This window comes from Lysinibacillus sp. NPDC056220 (assembly GCF_049315265.1).
Lineage (GTDB): Bacteria > Bacillota > Bacilli > Bacillales_A > Planococcaceae > Lysinibacillus > Lysinibacillus pinottii.
This window is the reverse complement of the sequence record NZ_JBMOXD010000001.1, coordinates 451,912-471,871: the sequence shown is the minus strand read 5'-3', so window position 1 is coordinate 471,871 and position 19,960 is coordinate 451,912. Positions and strand designations below refer to the sequence as shown.

General features: G+C 38.1%; 22 protein-coding genes. All 22 read left to right on the top strand.

What is annotated here, in order from left to right; translation table 11 throughout:
• Positions 1-3: 3 nt before the first annotated feature.
• Complete coding sequence (gene rpsP, locus ACOZBY_RS02335) at positions 4-276, top strand: 30S ribosomal protein S16 (RefSeq protein ID WP_004269411.1); 273 nt, start codon at positions 4-6, stop codon at positions 274-276.
• 15 nt (positions 277-291) lie between these two features.
• Positions 292-525: a KH domain-containing protein gene (locus ACOZBY_RS02330; RefSeq protein WP_004269410.1), complete on the top strand. Its 234-nt coding sequence runs from the start codon at positions 292-294 to the stop codon at positions 523-525.
• Between the two features lie 368 nt (positions 526-893).
• A complete protein-coding gene (gene rimM, locus ACOZBY_RS02325) occupies positions 894-1,409 on the top strand; it encodes a ribosome maturation factor RimM (RefSeq protein WP_031418980.1) in 516 nt (171 codons plus the stop codon).
• A complete protein-coding gene (trmD, locus tag ACOZBY_RS02320; protein WP_025113917.1) occupies positions 1,409-2,146 on the top strand; it encodes a tRNA (guanosine(37)-N1)-methyltransferase TrmD in 738 nt (245 codons plus the stop codon). The genes rimM and trmD overlap by 1 nt, the downstream gene beginning before the upstream one ends.
• A gap of 117 nt (positions 2,147-2,263) precedes the next feature.
• Entirely contained in the window at positions 2,264-2,608 is a 345-nt protein-coding gene (rplS, locus tag ACOZBY_RS02315) for a 50S ribosomal protein L19 (protein ID WP_008181294.1), read from the top strand.
• A gap of 105 nt (positions 2,609-2,713) precedes the next feature.
• Positions 2,714-3,277: a signal peptidase I gene (gene lepB / locus ACOZBY_RS02310; RefSeq protein WP_012293246.1), complete on the top strand. Its 564-nt coding sequence runs from the start codon at positions 2,714-2,716 to the stop codon at positions 3,275-3,277.
• A 57-nt stretch (positions 3,278-3,334) separates the two neighbouring features.
• Positions 3,335-4,207, top strand: a complete 873-nt coding sequence (gene ylqF / locus ACOZBY_RS02305; protein WP_012293247.1) for a ribosome biogenesis GTPase YlqF — start codon at positions 3,335-3,337, stop codon at positions 4,205-4,207.
• A gap of 154 nt (positions 4,208-4,361) precedes the next feature.
• Positions 4,362-5,123 carry a ribonuclease HII gene (locus ACOZBY_RS02300; RefSeq protein ID WP_012293248.1) on the top strand — a complete coding sequence of 254 codons (762 nt, stop codon included), beginning with the start codon at positions 4,362-4,364 and terminating at the stop codon, positions 5,121-5,123.
• A gap of 50 nt (positions 5,124-5,173) precedes the next feature.
• Positions 5,174-7,063, top strand: a complete 1,890-nt coding sequence (locus ACOZBY_RS02295; protein WP_036160958.1) for a hypothetical protein — start codon at positions 5,174-5,176, stop codon at positions 7,061-7,063.
• Entirely contained in the window at positions 7,060-7,362 is a 303-nt protein-coding gene (locus ACOZBY_RS02290; RefSeq protein ID WP_012293250.1) for an EscU/YscU/HrcU family type III secretion system export apparatus switch protein, read from the top strand. Before ACOZBY_RS02295 ends, ACOZBY_RS02290 begins: the two co-directional genes overlap by 4 nt.
• A gap of 162 nt (positions 7,363-7,524) precedes the next feature.
• The gene (gene sucC, locus ACOZBY_RS02285) at positions 7,525-8,685 is read left to right on the top strand and encodes an ADP-forming succinate--CoA ligase subunit beta (protein WP_025113922.1); all 1,161 of its coding nucleotides are present in this window, start codon (positions 7,525-7,527) and stop codon (positions 8,683-8,685) included.
• Positions 8,686-8,702: 17 nt separating this feature from the next.
• On the top strand, positions 8,703-9,605 hold the full coding sequence (gene sucD, locus ACOZBY_RS02280; protein ID WP_012293252.1) for a succinate--CoA ligase subunit alpha: 903 nt from the start codon (positions 8,703-8,705) through the stop codon (positions 9,603-9,605).
• Positions 9,606-9,772: 167 nt separating this feature from the next.
• A complete protein-coding gene (gene dprA, locus ACOZBY_RS02275) occupies positions 9,773-10,669 on the top strand; it encodes a DNA-processing protein DprA (protein WP_012293253.1) in 897 nt (298 codons plus the stop codon).
• A gap of 91 nt (positions 10,670-10,760) precedes the next feature.
• Positions 10,761-12,839: a type I DNA topoisomerase gene (gene topA, locus ACOZBY_RS02270; RefSeq protein WP_031418983.1), complete on the top strand. Its 2,079-nt coding sequence runs from the start codon at positions 10,761-10,763 to the stop codon at positions 12,837-12,839.
• A gap of 18 nt (positions 12,840-12,857) precedes the next feature.
• Positions 12,858-14,171 carry an FADH(2)-oxidizing methylenetetrahydrofolate--tRNA-(uracil(54)-C(5))-methyltransferase TrmFO gene (gene trmFO / locus ACOZBY_RS02265; RefSeq protein ID WP_012293254.1) on the top strand — a complete coding sequence of 438 codons (1,314 nt, stop codon included), beginning with the start codon at positions 12,858-12,860 and terminating at the stop codon, positions 14,169-14,171.
• Between the two features lie 285 nt (positions 14,172-14,456).
• Entirely contained in the window at positions 14,457-15,356 is a 900-nt protein-coding gene (gene xerC / locus ACOZBY_RS02260; protein WP_012293255.1) for a tyrosine recombinase XerC, read from the top strand.
• Positions 15,357-15,377: 21 nt separating this feature from the next.
• On the top strand, positions 15,378-15,923 hold the full coding sequence (hslV, locus tag ACOZBY_RS02255) for an ATP-dependent protease subunit HslV (RefSeq protein WP_008181271.1): 546 nt from the start codon (positions 15,378-15,380) through the stop codon (positions 15,921-15,923).
• The gene (gene hslU / locus ACOZBY_RS02250) at positions 15,923-17,323 is read left to right on the top strand and encodes an ATP-dependent protease ATPase subunit HslU (RefSeq protein ID WP_012293256.1); all 1,401 of its coding nucleotides are present in this window, start codon (positions 15,923-15,925) and stop codon (positions 17,321-17,323) included. The genes hslV and hslU overlap by 1 nt, the downstream gene beginning before the upstream one ends.
• Before the next feature lie 87 nt (positions 17,324-17,410).
• Positions 17,411-18,190 (top strand): GTP-sensing pleiotropic transcriptional regulator CodY, encoded by a 780-nt coding sequence (gene codY / locus ACOZBY_RS02245; protein ID WP_012293257.1) that lies wholly within the window; start codon positions 17,411-17,413, stop codon positions 18,188-18,190.
• 580 nt (positions 18,191-18,770) lie between these two features.
• Positions 18,771-19,163, top strand: a complete 393-nt coding sequence (gene flgB, locus ACOZBY_RS02240; RefSeq protein WP_012293258.1) for a flagellar basal body rod protein FlgB — start codon at positions 18,771-18,773, stop codon at positions 19,161-19,163.
• Positions 19,164-19,166: 3 nt separating this feature from the next.
• Positions 19,167-19,628: a flagellar basal body rod protein FlgC gene (flgC, locus tag ACOZBY_RS02235; RefSeq protein WP_012293259.1), complete on the top strand. Its 462-nt coding sequence runs from the start codon at positions 19,167-19,169 to the stop codon at positions 19,626-19,628.
• Positions 19,629-19,651: 23 nt separating this feature from the next.
• On the top strand, positions 19,652-19,957 hold the full coding sequence (gene fliE, locus ACOZBY_RS02230; RefSeq protein ID WP_025113930.1) for a flagellar hook-basal body complex protein FliE: 306 nt from the start codon (positions 19,652-19,654) through the stop codon (positions 19,955-19,957).
• The last annotated feature ends 3 nt before the right edge of the window (positions 19,958-19,960 follow it).

Sequence of the window (19,960 nt, the reverse complement as noted above, 5' to 3'; positions counted from 1 at the left end):
AAAATGGCAGTTAAAATTCGCTTAAAACGTATGGGAGCTAAAAAATCTCCTTTCTATCGTATCGTAGTTGCAGACGCTCGTTCACCACGTGACGGCCGTCAAATCGAAACAGTTGGTACTTACAACCCACTAACTCAACCAGCTACTGTAAACATTGATGAAGAGAAAGCTCTTAAATGGTTAGCTGACGGTGCAAAACCATCAGATACAGTACGTAACCTGTTCTCAGAACAAGGTATCATGGAGAAATTCCATAACCAAAAATTCAGTAAATAATCGGGGGCGACGTCTTTGAAGCAGCTGATTGAAGCAATCGTTTTACCGTTAGTCGATTATCCAGAAGAAGTTCGTATTGAGACGGATGAAAATGCAAATCGAATTGTTTATAAACTTTTTGTTCATCCAGAGGATCGAGGGAAAGTCATAGGCAAGCAAGGGCGAGTAGCGAAAGCAATTCGTACAATTGTTTATTCAGCGGCAGGTAGTCACCATCAAAAGAAGACCTACGTCGATATATTGGATTAATAGAAAAGATTTTCGCGCTCTTGCAACGAGTACAATTGAGTCCTGATAGGTGTGTTTACATGTCGCTTAGGAGTTCGAAGTGGCCTTTAGCATGAAGCGTAATATCTGGACTAAGAAGGAGGGAGCTTGTAGGTTCCTTCCTTTTTTCTTTATTTCGCCTAGAATTGTTCTTTTTATTTAGGAAAAACAGGGCATAAAGTTTTAACTAAGATTACAGCTAGAGGCAATTGATTATATTAATATGGACGAGACAATTGATTGTCTTAGCTGAACCTACATTTTTCCGAAGTAAATTTGCTAACTACGGGAAAAGGTAGAAAGCGAATGCAATTGGAGAGAGTAGTACGTTTTAATGAGGTGATAGTTGAATGGAATGGTTTAATGTAGGTCGAATTGTCAATACACACGGTATTCGAGGAGAGGTGCGTATATTATCGACAACAGACTTTGAAAAAGAGCGTTTTGCGGTAGGGAATAAGCTTGCTGCCTTTAAAAAGGACGATAAAAAGCCAACTTGGGTAACGATTCAATCTGTGCGTCGTCATAAAAACTTTATTTTATTAACATTCGAAGGCATGAATAACATCAATTTGGTCGAGCCGTTTAAAGAAGGTTTGTTAAAAGTGACAAAAGATCAAATGACTGATGATCTCCTGGAAGAAAATGAATTCTTTTTCCATGAGATTATAGGTTGTACAGTTGTTTCTGAAGAAGGCGAAACAATTGGTGTTGTGAACGATATTCTACAAACGGGTGCTAATGATGTATGGGTGGTTAAAGGCTCAAAGAAGGAGCATTATATCCCTTATATAGAAGATATCGTGAAAGATATTGATGTGGATGAGAAGAAAATTGTCATTCACGTAATGGAAGGTTTATTATGATGAATATTCATGTGCTGAGCCTTTTTCCCGATATGTTCTCAGGTGTTTTCGGGGCTTCTATTTTAAAGAAAGCTCAAGAAAAAAATGCGGTCAAGCTAGAGGTAACCGACATCCGTACATTTTCGGGGAATAAGCACAATCAAGTTGACGACTATCCATATGGTGGCGGAGCAGGCATGGTTTTAAAGCCTGAGCCGATGTTTAGCGCTGTAGAAGCAATTTGTGCAGGAAAACAACCACGCATCATTTTAATGTGCCCTCAAGGAGAACGATTCACCCAAAAAAAAGCAGAAGAATTGTCACAAGAGAAGGAATTAGTCTTTTTATGTGGTCACTATGAAGGCTATGATGAACGTATACGCCAGCACCTTGTAACAGATGAAATTTCTATTGGGGATTTCGTTTTAACAGGTGGAGAACTAGGAGCCATGACGGTTATCGATAGTGTTGTACGCCTATTACCAGGTGTATTAGGCCAAGAAGATTCACATATACAAGATTCCTTTTCAACTGGTCTCTTAGAGCATCCTCATTATACTCGACCAGCAGAATTTCGAGGAATGAAGGTGCCAGATGTTTTATTATCGGGCAATCACGCAAAAATTGAGCAATGGCGTGAGGAGCAATCGTTGAAAAGAACCTTTGAACGTCGTCCTGATTTACTTGATCTATATCCTTTAACTGACAAGCAAAAATTGTATTTAGAAAAACTTAAAAACAATCAACAAGATGCTTGATTGCCTAGTATATTTATGATAACATTTAATCTGTACTTCTATGTGAAGTACTGAATTACGGTGTTCCGCTGTGGCATTAGATTGCGTGCAAGAGCATCTGTCTAAGGAGAGAAAACAATGTCAAACATTATTACAGAAATTACAAAATCTCAACTTCGCACGGATCTACCTGCTTTCCGTCCTGGTGATACTGTTAAGGTACACGTGAAAGTAGTAGAGGGTACTCGTGAACGTATCCAGCTTTTCGAAGGTGTAGTAATTAAACGTCGTGGTGGCGGTATTAGCGAAACTTTCACAGTTCGTAAAATTTCTTACGGTGTAGGTGTTGAGCGTACATTCCCTGTACACACACCAAAAATCGCTAACTTAGAAGTTGTACGTCGTGGTAAAGTACGTCGTGCTAAACTTTACTACCTACGTAACCTACGTGGTAAAGCTGCTCGTATTAAAGAAATTCGATAATTATGACTTAAAAGTGAGGGGCTTGTACGCAAGCTCCTTTTCTTTTTGCTTGTCATCTTAATTCCCTATCAACTAAAATAGTGTTAGACAAGGGGGCATTTCTCAATGGAAAAACAGGTGAAAGAAAAGAATGAATTATGGGAATGGACAAAAGCGCTATTAATTGCATTTGCGATTGCTGCAATTATACGATATTTTTTATTTACACCAATTGCAGTTGATGGTGAGTCCATGATGCCAACCCTTGAAGATGGCGACCGCATGATTGTGAATAAAATTGGTTATAAAATTGGTGAACCGAAACGCTTTGATATTGTTGTGTTTCATGCACCTGAACAAAAAAATTACATTAAACGTGTAATTGGATTGCCAGGAGATTCACTGGAATATAAAGATGATCAATTATATATCAACGGTGAGCCAATTGATGAGCCCTATTTAGATGCTTATAAAGCTCAAATTACAGGGGGAACATTAACAGAAGACTTTACCTTAAAAGACATCGATGTTTCATTAGATGAGATTCCAAAAGGGTATGTTTTTGTCATGGGGGATAATCGTCGAAATAGTAAAGACAGTCGACATATTGGTCTAGTAGATCAAAAGGAAATCATCGGCAACACAAGTTTGATTTTCTGGCCGTTTAATGACATAAAAATTGTAAAGTAATGCAAGAAAGGGAGCGTTTAGGAACTCCCTTTTTCTTTTAGTTTAGGAGGCACAGCAGTGACAATTCAATGGTTTCCAGGGCATATGGCAAAGGCCCGACGTGAAGTAACGGAAAAATTAAAGCTTGTTGATATTATATTTGAGTTAATAGACGCACGTTTACCTTTATCGTCTCGTAATCCAATGATTGACGAAGTCATCAATCAAAAACCTCGTTTATTAGTTTTGAATAAGGCAGATATGGCAGACGAGCAAGAAACACGTAAATGGGTAGAATATTTTGCACAGCGTGGTCATAAAGCAGTCGCTATTAACTCGCTTGAGGGTAAAGGCTTACAACAAGTAACGAAAGCAGCACAGGAAATATTAAAAGAAAAGTTTGATCGCATGAAAGCAAAAGGGATGAAGCCTAGAGCTATTCGTGCAATGATTGTTGGAATACCGAATGTTGGGAAGTCCACATTGATTAATCGCTTGGCGAAAAAAAATATTGCTAAAACGGGGAATACCCCAGGTGTAACAAAGGCGCAGCAATGGATTAAGGTTGGGAAAGAACTTGAGCTATTAGATACGCCAGGGATTTTATGGCCAAAATTCGAAGATCAAGAAGTAGGCTTTAAATTAGCTTTAACGGGTGCTATTAAAGACACCATAACAAACATGGAAGACTTAGCAGTATATGGCTTACGCTTCTTATCCGTTCATTATCCAAAGCGTATGGAGGAGCGTTACGGCTTTGGGTTCATCCATGAAGACTTGGTTGAAACTTTTGACCATATTGGGAAACTTCGACGTGTGTTTGGTGCAGGTGGAGAAATTGATTATGATCAAGTAGCTCAACTAATCGTGCGAGATATTCGTGGCTTGCAATTAGGCAAATTAACATTTGATTTTGTTAATGAACAACTAGAAAAAGAATCGGAACAATAAAAAGTTTTGGAAACTGTCACACCCTCTTTGTGGCAGTTTTTCTTTTAGGAATGAATTTTTCTACCGATAATAATTATATAGAGGAAAAATCTGAGCTACATAATGACTGAAATGGATTTAGGTTTAATGCGTAGAGGCAAGAAGGAGTAAGAAAGTGAAAAGTATTAAAGAAATTACAGTTGCACTAAAAGATGCGGAAGAATGGCAAGAGTGGATGTCGGGTATTGCGGAAGATGAACGAGTAGGTGTCCAAAAGGCTTGGCTTACTTGGCAGAAGAAGCAAGACAAAAAGCGGCAATTGATTCAGGAACATCAAGAAAAAGTGGCATTCGATTTAAGCTATGGGGGAATAGATGCATTAATTGCAGGTGTAGATGAGGCGGGGCGTGGTCCTCTAGCGGGGCCCGTCGTTACAGCAGCTGTAATTTTGCCAACAAATAGTGAGGCTCTAGTTGGTTTGAATGATTCTAAGCAATTATCGAAGGATAAACGAAATGCCTTTGCCGCTTTAATTAAAAAACATGCTATTAGTTATTTTATTCACTTCCAATCGGCTCAACAAATAGACGAGCTTAATATTTATGAGGCGACCAAACAATCTATGAAGGCAAGTGTGGAATCGTTATCGAGAAAACCTGATTACGTTTTAGTAGATGCCATGACATTACCTATGGCTATCCCTCAGGATTCCATCATTAAAGGAGATGCCAAAAGCTTAGCAATAGCAGCAGCCTCCATTCTAGCTAAAACAGCCCGAGATGATTACATGGAACAATTAGATAAAGATTTTCCTATGTATGGTTTTGCACAACATGCAGGCTATGGTACAAAGCAGCATTTAAAGGCACTAGAAGAATACGGACCAACGATACACCATCGTAAATCGTTCGAGCCGATCAAATCCATGTTTGAATAATACGTTAGTACCAATTACCGAAGGAGTAATTGATGAAAGGAGTATCTTATATGACAGCCACATCATTTAATCCAATCCAGATGCAACAAAATCAAATAACTGCAAGTAATCAACCACTTGCCTTAAAACAAGGGCAAGTATTTCATGGAACGATTAAGAAATTATACCCTGATCAAATGGCAGAGATACAAGTAGGAAATCAAAAATTTATAGCTAAACTTGAAGTTCCATTAAAAGCTGGGGATGCCCATTTTTTCCAGGTAACAGGAACAGACCCACAAGCAGAATTAAAAGTGGTGTCAGGACCGATGACGCCCACCACTTCACCAAGCCAGCAAATTAATCAGCTATTAGAATCCATGAATTTACCTAAGACAGCAGAGATGCAGCAATTATTAGGACATTTTATGAAGGCGGAGCTACCTATTTCAAAAGATCAGCTATTACAAGCTGAAATGTGGTTAAAGGCATTACCAGAAGGTATATCTAAAATGGATGCTTTGCAAACGATTCAAAAAATGATAGAGCTTAAAATGCCCATGACTAATGAGGTCTTTCAAGCGCTAATTAGTGGACAGAAGACTTCTGGCATGGCGGCTATTATGGAAAACTTTGCACAGCTTCTAGCAAGAGATACAGCCTTACCTGAACAGCTTAAGCAAAATTTAATGCAACAAGTACAAGCTATTGCAAAGCCATTTGAAGTAGAAACGGGTAGCGTGGTTCTTGCGAAAGTTCTCGAAAATTTAACAAATAATACCGCTACAACCAGTGAAAAAATGCAAGCTCTGTCGATCTTAAAGGAGTCTGGGATAATACCGAATCAGGCTACATTGCAAAATTGGTCAAGTATGAACGATGCAAAAGCTTCTCAGCAAATGCAGCAAGCGGGTCAAGTCGTTCAAGCTATCCTAACAACGAAGCCTGAAAATGCTGCTCAGCTGATTGAACAGCTTAAATCATGGACAACCAATCAGCACTTTTTAACAAATGATCAAAAGCAACAGATTAATCAACTAATTGATCGTTTTAATCAATTGCCTGTTACCAAGCAAACATTAGATATTTTTGCTAAGCAAATGCAAGATCAATTATTAAAAGCCTTTTCGCAAAATATGTCTAATCATTTATTTACACAGGACATAAAAGGACTGTCAGTAAAAGATCATCTACTGTCTTTAGTAAAGCAAGAGGTAGCTTCTCCATTACAAAATGAAGCCCTGATGCGTAATCTCGTAAAAAATAGCATCGCTTCTTCACAGCCCTTTGTTCAACAAATAGTGACACAAGCAGACGCTCTTGTTCAAAATTCGATGGATAGTAAGGCAATGGAGCATGCTATGAAAACGGTATTGAAAAATTTAGGGGTAAGCTATGAGGCGACACTCGGAAATAAATCAGCGGATTTACAAATGATTGCACATCAATTAAAACCACAGCTTCATACATTATTGCAGGAAACTAATATGACACCGCAATTGAAGGAAGCGGCAGAAATGCTAATGACACGAATGAATGGGATGCAACTATCTTCAGGAGAAAATGGACACCAACATCAATTAATTATGCAAGTACCGCTTGAGTTTTTCGGTAAGAGAATGGATGCAACATTGCAATGGAATGGTCGCATGAAGGATGATGGTAAGATTGATGCCAACTATGCAAGGGTATTATTTTATTTACAAATGGCCTCCATGCAAGAAACGGTCATTGATATGCAGGTTCAAAATCGAGTGGTTACAGTAACGGTCTTTAATGAATATTTGGAGATTCAATCTCTTGCAGAACCACTAAAGGCAGCATTAAAAAATGGGCTGGCAGAGAAAAATTATCAATTATCAGGCGTTTTTATGAAGCAATTTGACAAGGGGCAAGTGGTCAAAAGTAGTCCTGTAATAGAACAGCAAGAGGAACAGAGTGGGGTGGATATCCGCGTATGAGCGAAGAAAAATTCACCCGTAAAGAGGCAATTGCGTTAACGTATAAACTTGGTCAATTCGATAGTCCAACTGTTGTAGCAAAGGGAAAAGGGAAAATTGCCGAGAACATTTTGGCAAGGGCTAATGAGCATAATGTGCCGATTTATGAGGATCCTAACCTAGTTCAACTGCTTGGTCAATTAGATTTAAACGAGTCTATTCCTGAGGAATTATATCAGGCTGTGGCAGAGGTTTTTGCTTTTATTTATCGTTTGGATCAAGAACATGCGCGAAAATATAGAAAAAATGAAGTATTCTGATTATTTTTGCAAGCTGTTTTAGTACACAAAATAGAAGAATGCGTCATAATAATAGAGAAAATTCGAACAAAAGACAAAGTGTAGACTTTATCAGAATGTTTCGTTAGAATAGACTATGTTAGTAAAACAATTCTATGCAAATGTTTGATGGGAGGATGTATTATGAATATCCATGAATATCAAGGGAAAGAGATTCTGAGAAAATATGGTGTAGCTGTACCAAACGGAAAAGTTGCTTTTTCCCCTGATGAAGCAGTGAAAGTAGCGAAGGAACTTGGCTCTAATGTAACTGTAGTCAAGGCGCAAATTCATGCAGGTGGACGCGGTAAAGCAGGTGGTGTAAAAATCGCTAAAAACCTTGATGAGGTACGTACGTACGCAAAAGAATTATTAGGGAAAATTTTAGTGACTCATCAAACAGGTCCTGAGGGAAAAGAAGTAAAACGCTTATATATTGAAGAAGGTTCTGATATCCAAAAAGAATACTATTTAAGTTTAGTTTTAGACCGTGCAACTTCCCGCGTTACAATGATGGGATCCGAAGAAGGCGGTATGGATATTGAAGAAGTAGCGGAAACAAATCCGGAAAAAATCTTCAAAGAAGTAGTTGATCCAGTGGTTGGATTAACAAGTTTCCAAGCACGTCGTATGGCGTTTAATATGAATATTCCAGCAAACCTTGTAGGGAAAGCTGTTAAATTAATGTTAGGTTTATATCAAGCATTTATCGACAAAGATGCATCAATTGTTGAAATTAATCCACTTGTTGTAACTGGACAAGGCGAGGTAGTAGCACTAGATGCTAAGTTCAATTTTGATGCCAATGCATTATACCGACATAAAGATATTGTCGAATTACGCGATTTCGATGAAGAAGATCCAAAAGAAATCGAAGCATCAAAATATGATTTAAGCTATATTTCATTAGATGGTAACATTGGCTGTATGGTTAATGGTGCTGGTCTTGCTATGGCGACTATGGACACAATTAGCTACTACGGCGGTAGCCCGGCCAACTTCCTTGATGTAGGGGGCGGTGCAACAGCTGAAAAAGTAACTGAAGCTTTCAAAATTATCCTTTCTGATCCACACGTAAAAGGCATTTTTGTAAACATTTTTGGCGGAATTATGAAATGTAACATTATCGCTGAGGGTGTTGTGACAGCTGCTAAAGAAATCGGTTTAGCTGTGCCACTAGTTGTACGTTTAGAAGGTACGAATGTAGAACTTGGAAAAGAAATTTTAAATGCATCTGGTTTAAACATCGTTGCAGCGGATTCAATGGCTGACGGTGCACAAAAAATTGTGGGACTAGTAGGCTAAGGAAGGCAGGGAGAACAATGGCTGTATTTATTAACAAAGATACGAAGGTAATTGTACAAGGGATTACGGGCGAAACAGCTCTTTTCCATACGAAGCAAATGCTTGAGTATGGTACTAAGATCGTAGCAGGTGTAACACCAGGTAAAGGTGGACTTGAAATCGAAGGAGTTCCTGTTTTCAATACAGTGGCAGAAGCTGTAGCTGCAACAGGCGCGACAACTTCAGTTATCTACGTTCCTGCTCCGTTTGCAGCAGATGCAATCTTAGAAGCTGTTGATGCTGAATTAGAATTAACAATCTGTATTACAGAACATATTCCGGTTCTTGATATGGTGAAAGTTAAACGTTACATGGAAGGTAAAAAGACTCGCCTAGTAGGTCCGAACTGTCCGGGTGTTATTACAGCTGATGAATGTAAAATCGGTATCATGCCTGGCTATATCCATACAAAAGGTCATGTAGGAGTTGTATCTCGTTCTGGTACATTAACGTATGAAGCAGTACATCAATTAACACAAGCTGGTATTGGTCAAACAACAGCTGTTGGGATTGGTGGAGACCCTGTAAATGGTACAAACTTCATCGATGTACTTGATGCGTTTAATAATGACCCAGAAACATATGCAGTAGTTATGATTGGTGAAATCGGTGGTACAGCTGAGGAAGAAGCGGCTGCATGGATTCAAGCCAATATGACGAAACCTGTCGTTGGCTTTATTGGTGGACAAACTGCACCTCCAGGTAAACGTATGGGGCACGCAGGTGCTATCATTTCTGGCGGTAAAGGAACAGCTGCAGAGAAAATTAAAGCTATGAATGCGGCAGGCATTGAGGTAGCAGAAACACCATCTGTTATTGGTGAAACACTTATTAAAGTAATTAAAGAAAAAGGGCTATACGAAAAGTGTAAAACCCATTAAAATGGAAGATGTAGCACATAGTGGCTACATCTTTTTCCTTATTTATACACTGTTTATCTTCCTTCATTATCAATTTCCTATTTCCTGTATTGAAAATTACACACAAAGTTGTGTTCAAAACACCATTCGGTCATTTACTTTCTTCTATTATAAAGGAGGTTTGTAAAATGATTCTTGCAGTAGATACACAGAGATTACTAGCTTTGCATTATGTATATCCTTTACCTCTTCAAAAACTTCAACGATTATTGTCCCCAGTGAACGTTTTAAACACTTTTGAAGAAGCTCATTATGGTGAAATCGCGAATATTTTACAAATATCGGCACATAAAGCATTACAAATTTCCCGAAGCTTTCGACAAATTATGACAATCCCATTTGAAGAGGCCTATACACGGGCCAATATTTTCCCCATACCTTTTTATCATCCTTATTTCCCGGCGCAATTATTTGAAATATCCAGTCCTCCTACTGTATTGTATGTGAAAGGTCGATATTCCCTGTTAACAAACAAGAAACAGATAGCAATTATAGGCTCTAGGAAGGCTACAGCGTATTCGAAAAGAGCGTTAGACCTAATTGTCCCACCTCTTGTTCAATGTGGGTATACGGTCGTAAGTGGGCTTGCTAGAGGCGCTGATACAATGGCACATAGGGCAACAATCGATATGGGAGGGCACACAATGGCTGTGCTTGGACATGGTTTTAATTATCTCTATCCGAGAGAAAATCAAGTACTTGCGATGGATATGGCCGATCAACAGTTATTAATAACTGAGTATCCTCCATATATGAAGCCCGAGAAATGGCATTTCCCGATGCGTAATCGAATCATTAGTGGTTTAGCTCAAGCGTTAGTTGTGACAGAGGCAGCGATAAAAAGCGGTACGCTTATTACAGCAGAGCTTGCATTAGAGCAGGGGAAGGATATATTTGTGGTACCGGGACCTATTGATGCAGCACAGTCCAAAGGGACCAATCAATTACTTGTAGAAGGAGCAATTCCAGTAATGAATGGTCATCAAATCGTTGAAACACTAGACCTGTTTTCTAACAAAAATTGAAAAAAAGTTGCATTATCTTAAAATCTGTTATACATTTTGCAACAGGTAACTTAAAAATTTAGTAAAAGACCTCGCTAAGGGGGAGACATAGATGGCGGATTATTTAGTGATTGTAGAATCACCAGCAAAAGCAAAAACAATTGAACGTTATTTAGGCAAAAAATATAAGGTGAAAGCATCTGTTGGACACGTAAGGGATCTTCCACGTAGCCAAATGGGTGTGAGTGCAGAAAATAACTTTGAACCTAAATATATTACGATTCGTGGTAAAGGACCTGTTTTACAGGAATTAAAATCTGCGGCTAAAAAAGTAAAGAAAGTCTATCTAGCGGCCGATCCAGACCGCGAGGGAGAAGCAATTGCTTGGCACCTTGCGACTGCATTAAATATCGATATTAACTCGGATTGTCGAGTTGTATTTAACGAAATTACGAAAGATGCGATTCTTGAATCATTTAAGAATCCGCGTCCTATTAACATGGATTTAGTAGATGCACAGCAAACAAGACGAATATTAGATAGACTTGTTGGCTATAATATCAGCCCAATTCTTTGGAAAAAGGTGAAAAAGGGTTTATCAGCGGGTCGTGTACAATCTGTAGCGCTGCGTATGATTATTGATCGCGAAAATGAAATTAAAAACTTCCAACCAGAAGAGTATTGGACAATTGAGGGTACTTTTGAAAAAGGTAAAAAATCATTTGATGCACTTTACTATGGAAATGGCAAAGACAAAATTAAGCTAACGAATGAGGAACAAGTAAAGACAGTTTTAAAGGGTGTCAAAGGGACAGACTTTCATGTTGTGAATGTTTCTAAAAAAGAGCGTAAACGAAATGCTGCACCAGCCTTTACAACCTCTTCGTTACAACAAGAAGCAGCGCGAAAATTAAATTTCCGAGCAAAGAAAACAATGATGCTTGCACAGCAATTATATGAAGGTATTGATATTGGTAAAAAAGAGGGTACAGTCGGGTTAATCACTTATATGCGTACCGATTCCACACGTATTTCTGAAACGGCAAAAACGGAAGCGATTGCTTTCATCGAATCAAAGTATGGAAAAGAATATATTGCAACAGAAATAAAGCAGACGAAGAAAGCTTCAAATGCGCAGGACGCCCATGAGGCAATTCGTCCAACAAGTACGATGAGAACACCAGAGGAATTAAAGGCAGTTCTTAGTCGTGACCAGTTGCGTTTATATCGCTTGATTTGGGAGCGCTTTATTGCAAGCCAAATGGCTCCGGCTATACTTGATACTGTGGCGGTAGATCTTCAAAATGGTGATGTTTTATTCCGTGCGAACGGCTCACAAGTTAAATTTGCAGGTTTTATGAAGCTATACATCGAAGGTACAGACGATCAAACGGAGGAAACGACAAAGCTTTTACCTGAGATGGAAATTGGTGATCAAGTAAAATCGCTTGAAATTGAACCTAAGCAGCATTTTACACAGCCACCACCACGCTATTCAGAGGCGCGACTTGTTAAAACGATGGAAGAATTAGGTATAGGTCGCCCGTCCACATATGCACCGACCCTCGATACAATTCAGCGCCGTGGCTATGTTGTGTTAGATGCAAAACGCTTTATGCCAACAGAGCTAGGTGAAATCGTACACCAACTCGTACTAGAATTTTTCCCTGATATCATAAATATCGAATTCACTGCACAAATGGAACAAGATTTAGATGATATTGAAGAAGGTAGTCGTCAATGGAAGAATATTGTGGAAGAGTTTTATAAAGACTTTGAAGTCCATGTTAAACATGCAGATGAAGCTATGGAAAAAGTAGTAATAAAAGATGAGCCAGCTGGAGAAGATTGTGAGCTTTGCGGATCACCAATGGTCTATAAGCTGGGTAGATATGGTAAGTTTATGGCTTGCTCGAATTTCCCAGACTGCAGAAATACAAAAGCTATTATGAAACCTATTGGTGTAAAATGTCCGTCATGTGAAACGGGCGAAATTGTAGAGCGTAAAAGTAAAACGAAGCGTTTATTCTACGGCTGTAATCAATATCCGGAGTGTGAATTTGTATCTTGGGACAAACCAATTAGTAGACCATGCCCGAAATGTAGTGCATTATTAGTAGAGAAAAAGATTAAAAAAGGTGTCCAAATTCAATGTACAAAATGTGACTATGAAGAAGCACCAACACAATGATAGGAAGATGGTAAAATCATGACTGAACAAGTAGTAAATGTAATAGGAGCGGGGCTAGCAGGTAGTGAAGCAGCTTGGCAAATAGCAAAACGAGGTGTGAAAGTAAGACTCTATGAAATGCGTCCAGTAAAGCAAACGCCTGCACACCATACAGATAAATTTGCAGAGCTTGTTTGTTCTAACTCACTACGCGCAAATGGATTAACAAATGCTGTAGGTGTTATTAAGGAAGAAATGCGTATTTTAGATTCTGTCATTTTAAAAGCAGCAGACCAATGTTCTGTGCCTGCTGGAGGAGCATTAGCCGTAGACCGTCATGAGTTTGCAGGTTATGTGACAGAGGCAGTGAAAAATCATCCACTTGTGGAAGTTATTCATGAAGAAGTGACAGAAATTCCTGAAGGTATAACAGTTATTGCTACAGGTCCTTTAACTTCGAAAGCTTTGGCTGAAAAAATTCAAGGTTTAACGGGTCTAGATTATTTATACTTTTATGATGCAGCTGCACCAATTATTGAAAAAGATAGTATAGATATGGATAAGGTTTATTTAAAATCTCGTTATGATAAGGGTGAAGCAGCATATTTAAACTGCCCGATGACGAAGGAAGAATTTGATCGTTTCCGTCAAGCATTAATTGAAGCAGAAGTAGTCCCATTAAAAGAATTTGAGAAAGAGATTTACTTTGAGGGCTGTATGCCAATCGAAGTTATGGCGTCTCGTGGAGAGAAAACCATGTTATTTGGACCAATGAAGCCAGTCGGTCTTGAAGATCCGAAAACAGGGAAACGTCCTTATGCCGTAGTACAACTACGCCAAGATGATGCTGCTGGTACTCTTTATAACATTGTTGGCTTCCAAACACATCTTAAATGGGGCCCTCAAAAAGAAGTATTACAATTAATCCCAGGATTAGAAAACGTGGAAATTGTACGTTACGGTGTTATGCACCGAAATACTTTTATTAATTCACCAAAAGTGTTAGAGAAAACATACCAACTTCGTGAACAAAAGAATATTTTCTTTGCAGGTCAAATGACGGGTGTCGAAGGATATGTGGAATCAGCTGGAAGTGGATTAATAGCTGGTATAAATGCAGCTCGTTTAGCATTGGGACAAGAACCGATTATTTTCCCATTCGAAACGGCGTTAGGAAGCATGGCGCGTTATATAACAGAAGCGCAATCGAAAAACTTCCAACCAATGAACGTTAACTTTGGAATTTTTCCTGAGTTACCACCAGGTAGACGTTCAAAGCCGGAGCGTGCAGAAATGCATGCAACACGCGCAATAAGCACAATTCATAATTTTGTGAATTCACAAACAATTTAATTGCCAAAAGCCTCTAAAAGTTGTTATACTCTTAGAGGCTTTTTCTTTTTGTAGACAAAATGCTTGCTTAGACATGTTTTATTATTTTGTATGGAGATTTTCTCAAAATATAACTAATTACACTTGCTATCTTACAAAGATAGGTATAGTGTCAATATGTATGTTTATTAATGATGGAATACGATACAAACTTGTAAGAGATGACAAAGAATTATTTATCCGTTATATTACAAGTGTCAGTCATTTGAGAAAATTATTAATAAATTATTGGTGGTGAATCTTTCTATGTTAGTTTCGTCCCAAGATGCACTCGAACAGTTCATGCTTTACATCCAAGTTGAAAAGAACTTCTCTGTTCATACAGTGCGAGAATATGAATCAGACCTGCTGGATTTTTTGGCCTTCTTACAAAGGGAAGGAATTAATGATTTAGCGAGTGTTGAATATATACATGCACGTCTTTATGTAACAAAGTTGTACGACGAAAAAAGAGCAAGGGCTTCTATTTCTAGAAAAATATCCTCAATACGCTCCTTCTTCCGCTTTCTAAATAGACAGTATGGATTTGATGATGGGGCATTTCGTTCTCTTTATCATCCTAAAAAAGAATCTCGTTTACCAAATTTCTTCTATGAAGAAGAATTGATGCAGTTATTTGATGCGAATACCGGGGATGATTTGAAATCGTTGAGAAATATGGCTATATTAGAGCTGTTATATGCGACAGGTATTCGTGTAAGTGAGCTGACTTCCATTCAAGTTAAGGATGTAGATTTTCATTATTCCATCATACGAGTTATGGGAAAAGGTCGAAAAGAACGAATTATCCCATTTGGTCAATTTGCAAGTTTAGCAATGCTGGACTACATAGAGCAGGCTCGTCCTAGATTGATGAAAAAGACTAATCATCAGCAATTGTTTGTCAATATGCGAGGTGGGGAACTTACTCCTCGAGGGGTACGTCATGTTTTAAACGAAATGATTGACAAGGCCTCGCTCCATACGAAAATTTACCCACACATGCTTCGCCATACTTTTGCCACACATTTATTAAACAATGGCGCGGATTTGCGAACGGTGCAGGAGTTATTGGGCCACTCGCATTTATCTTCTACACAAGTTTACACACATGTAACAAAAGAGCACCTACGTCAAACATATATGAATGCTCATCCAAGGGCATAATAGAGTTAAGGAGGAAAGCAGATGGGACAAATTCATGCGACTACGATATTTGCAGTTCATCATAACGGAGGCTGTGCCATGGCTGGTGATGGTCAAGTTACATTAGGAAATGCAGTTGTGATGAAAGGTACAGCGAAGAAGGTCAGACGTCTGTTTAATGGGCAGGTTCTGGCAGGATTTGCGGGCTCTGTTGCAGATGCATTTACACTATTTGAGATGTTCGAAGGCAAATTGAATGAATATAACGGTAATTTACAACGTGCTGCAGTAGAGGTTGCCAAACAATGGCGCGGAGATAAAATGCTACGTCAACTAGAAGCGATGCTATTGGTCATGGATAAAACAACACTACTACTTGTTTCTGGTACTGGTGAGGTCATTGAACCCGATGATGGAATTTTGGCCATTGGTTCAGGTGGAAATTATGCTTTATCAGCGGGTAGAGCATTGAAAAAATATGCAGGTGAAACGATGACTGCTCGTGAAATTGCTGAAGCAGCATTAGAAACTGCTGCTGAGATCTGTGTATTTACGAATCATAATATTATCGTGGAGGCGCTGAGCTAATGACGCAAAAAAATTTAACGCCAAGACAAATTACTGAGCATTTAGATCGTTATATTGTTGGGCAAAATGAAGCTAAGCGAGCTGTAGCTATTGCGTTGCGCAACCGTTATCGTCGTTCGCTGTTAAATGAGGATATGAAGGCAGAGGTTATTCCAAAAAATATTTTGATGATTGGGCCAACTGGTGTCGGAAAAACGGAAATTGCCAGAAGAATTGCGAAGCTTACAAATGCTCCTTTTGTAAAAGTGGAAGCGACAAAATTTACTGAAGTAGGTTATGTAGGTCGCGATGTTGAATCAATGGTACGTGACTTAGTAGAAGCTTCTCACCGTCTTGTAAAAGAAGAAATGATGGAATCAGTTAAGGAACAAGCCGAGCAATTAGCAAATGAAGCTATTGTGAAACTTTTAGTCCCATCATTGCGAAAGAAACAGAGCATGCAAAATCCATTCGAAATGTTATTTGGAGGGAAAGAACAAACTTCTACGGACGATACGTCGTCTGATGAGACGGAAGTACGCTCTAAACGTGCACAAATTGCTATTGATTTACGAAATGGCAAATTGGAAAATGAATGGGTTACGGTAGAGGTAACAGAACAAACTCCATCCATTTTTGATGCATTACAAGGCACGGGAATGGATATGTCTGCTAACAATGGTATGCAAGATATGCTATCTAGCTTAATGCCTAAAAAACAGAAAAAACGCCGTGTGCAGGTAAAGGATGCGCGTCGTATTTTAACAATAGAAGAAGCAAATAAGTTGATAGACGCAGATGAAGTGGCACAGGAGTCAATTGTTAGAGCGGAGCAAACTGGTATTATTTTTATTGATGAAATCGATAAAATAGCTAGTAAAGAAGGGAATTCTTCTGCAAATGTATCTCGTGAGGGTGTACAACGAGATATTTTACCAATAGTAGAAGGTTCAACTGTAACAACGAAGTACGGGGCTGTGAAAACTGATTACATGCTATTTATAGCTGCTGGTGCGTTCCATATGTCGAAGCCTTCAGATTTGATTCCGGAATTGCAAGGACGTTTCCCAATTCGTGTAGAGCTTGAAAAATTAACAAAACAAGATTTTGTCCGTATTTTACAAGAGCCTGACCAATCGCTCATTCTGCAGTATAAGGCATTGCTAGAAACAGAAGGTGTGGAAATCAATTTCACATCTGATGCCATTGAACGTATTGCGGAAATAGCAACAGAGGTTAATCAGGAAACAGATAATATCGGAGCCCGTCGTTTGCACACGATTTTAGAACGTTTACTAGAAGAGCTGTCGTTTGAAGCAGCTGAAATTGCACCAGCGAGTATACCGATCAATGCAGCCTATGTAGATCAAAAACTCGCAGGTATCGTAAAAAACAAAGATTTGTCACAGTTTATATTGTAAGATAAAGCTGTTCAGTATCATTCAGTAGTAAAAACCTTTAGAATATTAAGTGAATACTCTTCGGATTATTTATAGGAGGAACATATAATGAATTTATTAGAAAAAACACGTAAAATTAACTCGATGCTTCAAGCTTCTGCTGGTAAGCCTGTAAACTTTAAAGAAATGGCTGACACACTAGGAGATATTATTGATAGTAATGTCTATATTTTAAGTCGTAAAGGTAAATTATTAGGGATTTCAATTCACCAACAAATTGAAAATGAGCGTATGAAAAAAATGTTCGAAGAGAGACAATTCCCAGAAGAATACACACATAGCTTGTTTACAATTTCAGAAACATCCTCTAATTTAGATATCCATAACGAACATACTGCTTTCCCTGTGGAAAACAAAGATCTTTTCCAAAACGCATTAACAACAATTGTACCAATTGTTGGTGGTGGGGAACGTTTAGGAACATTAATCCTTGCTCGTTTATCTTCTCAATTTGAAGATGATGATTTAATCCTAGCAGAATATGGTGCAACAGTAGTTGGTATGGAGATTTTACGTGAAAAATCTGAAGAAATTGAAGAGGAAGCTCGTAGCAAAGCGGTCGTACAAATGGCCATTAATTCACTTTCGTACAGTGAATTAGAAGCTATTGAGCATATTTTTGAAGAGCTTGATGGTAACGAAGGTTTACTTGTAGCTTCTAAAATTGCAGACCGAGTTGGCATTACACGCTCAGTGATCGTCAATGCATTACGTAAACTTGAATCAGCAGGTGTTATTGAGTCTCGCTCTCTAGGTATGAAAGGAACTTATATTAAAGTGTTAAATGACAAGTTCTTAAATGCATTAGCTGAAATTAAAATGAAATAATACTTCTTGAAGAAGATAATGAAGGCGTCTAGGTAAAACTAGGCGCCTTTTCTTGTGCACTACACTGAAAATTTATCCGTACATTAGCTTGTTATTTTTTGTATAAATACAAGTTTGGAGAATATTGATGTTTTTTGTTTCTTTTATCCTAAAGTCGTTCATAAAATTGTCACTACAATTAGCATACAAAAATGAAATATGTGATACTTTAGAATAATGGTAAATAAACTGTTGGTTATTTATATTAGAATATTCAGGTATTTGTCGAACTAGTAAAATGGGACCTTAAATTAATTTCATTTTAAAAGGCGATAAAGCTCATAAAAAGGCAAATTTAATACTAAAATCGTAAACACTGTCGAAATAGTGTAAAATAACTAGATGTTAACCAACCTTTTGTAAAGCCTACAGCTACAAGGGATGCGGAAGTATTGTCCCGGTTGTGGCGATAAAAAAATAGGGCGTATATACTATTAAAAAGTGACAAAAGACAATAGACACTAGGTAGCATCTTAATTACAATTGTATTATTGAATATATTAACAAGTACATAGAATTTAATAAAATGAGGTGAACAGTTTTGAATTTATTTGGAGGAACTATTAGTAGCTTGGAAAATGGACTTTCCTATGCAACTTTGAATCATAAAACAATCGCAAACAATATTGCGAATGTCGATACACCTAATTATAAGGCGAAAAATGTTAGTTTTAAGGAAATGTTGGCGGAACAAAAGGGTATCGCTATTTCTGCCTATCGAACTGACAATAGACATTATGATTTCACAATTCGACAATCTACACCTGGTGTCAATAATATAGAAAACCTACGATACCGAAATAATGGCAACGCAGTAGATATGGATGCTGAACAAGCGAAATTAGCAGAGAATCAAATTTACTACAATGCTTTAATTGATCGTGTAAACGGGAAATTAAACACATTAAACACAGTTATTAAAGGAGGTAAGTAATAGATGTCTATTTTCCATGGGATGAATACCACTGCCTCAGCTTTAACTGCCCAACGATTACGTATGGATGTTATCTCTTCTAATATGGCTAACATGGATACAACTCGAGCTCGTCAAGTTAATGGAGAGTGGGAGCCATATCGACGAAAGTCAGTAACGTTTACAGCACAAGAAGGACAATTTTCAAAGTTTATGAATGTGGCACTTGGGAAAGACGCCAAAAGCGGTGTTGGTAATGGTGTGAAAGTAACTCGTATTTCAGAAGACCGAGAAACACCTTTCAAACTTGTTTATGATCCAACTCATCCAGATGCAAATGCAGATGGTTATGTCAATTTGCCGAATGTCGACCCATTAAAAGAAATGGTAGATTTAATGTCAGCTACTCGTTCCTACGAGGCAAACGTAACAGTATTTAACGCAAATAAATCTATGCTTACAAAGGCATTAGAGATTGGTAAATAAATAAGAAGAAAGGAAGATACATAATGACTATTTCGTCCGTTTCGCTAATGACACCTACTCAGGTTGTAAATGAAACAAATAAACTTAATACGACACCTTATGAAGCTCAACAAAGCTTCGCGAACTCGTTAAAAGAGGCAATAGCCAAAGTTAATGACCAGCAAATCACATCCGATAATTTTACTCAAAAGCTAATTAAAGGTGAAAATGTGGAATTGCATGAGGTAATGATTGCTTCACAAAAGGCGAGCATTACATTAAACGCAACAATTGAAGTTCGCAATAAGGTGATTGAAGCTTACCAAGAAATAATGCGAATGAGCGTTTAATCT